Genomic DNA, 479 nt, shown 5'->3' with positions numbered 1-479 from the left:
CCACCTTCGCCTTGCGGCTATGGTGGACACGTTCTTACGAACGTGCTGCCATGCATACTTCCCGAAACGACCAAAGTCATTTCGGTTGCTACCTACATTCACTACTATGCAATTGTCAAAGAACAAGTTATCGCCCGCCTTCGCTAGACGCCTTCGCTTACGCTTCGGCAGCTATGGTGGGCAATTTTCCGCTTCCGCGGAAAATTGGTGGAGGTGAACGGGATCGAACCGATGACCCCCTGCGTGCAAGGCAGGTGCTCTCCCAGCTGAGCTACACCCCCATTTTTCATGTGGAGATGACTGGTAAGTCCCCCTCCGCCAAGGCTACGGGGGACAACTTTGCCGATAGCAAAGTTGGTGGGCCTGGGAGGACTTGAACCTCCGACCTCACGATTATCAGTCGTGTGCTCTAGCCAGCTGAGCTACAGGCCCAATCAGTAACGACGATGCACGCATCGTGAGCCTGGCAGTCATCGCTA

Annotated in this window: 2 tRNA genes; both read right to left on the bottom strand. The window is 54.9% G+C overall.

Annotation, left to right across the window (positions count from 1 at the left end):
* Window positions 1-205: 205 nt before the first annotated feature.
* Window positions 206-281, bottom strand: a tRNA-Ala gene (locus E8L22_RS21320).
* A gap of 74 nt (window positions 282-355) precedes the next feature.
* Window positions 356-432: transfer RNA gene (locus tag E8L22_RS21315), tRNA-Ile, on the bottom strand.
* Window positions 433-479: the final 47 nt, after the last annotated feature.

Origin of the sequence: Geomonas ferrireducens, assembly GCF_004917065.1 — a bacterium.
Taxonomy (GTDB): Bacteria; Desulfobacterota; Desulfuromonadia; order Geobacterales; family Geobacteraceae; genus Geomonas; species Geomonas ferrireducens.
This window is presented reverse-complemented; position numbering and strand designations above follow the sequence as displayed.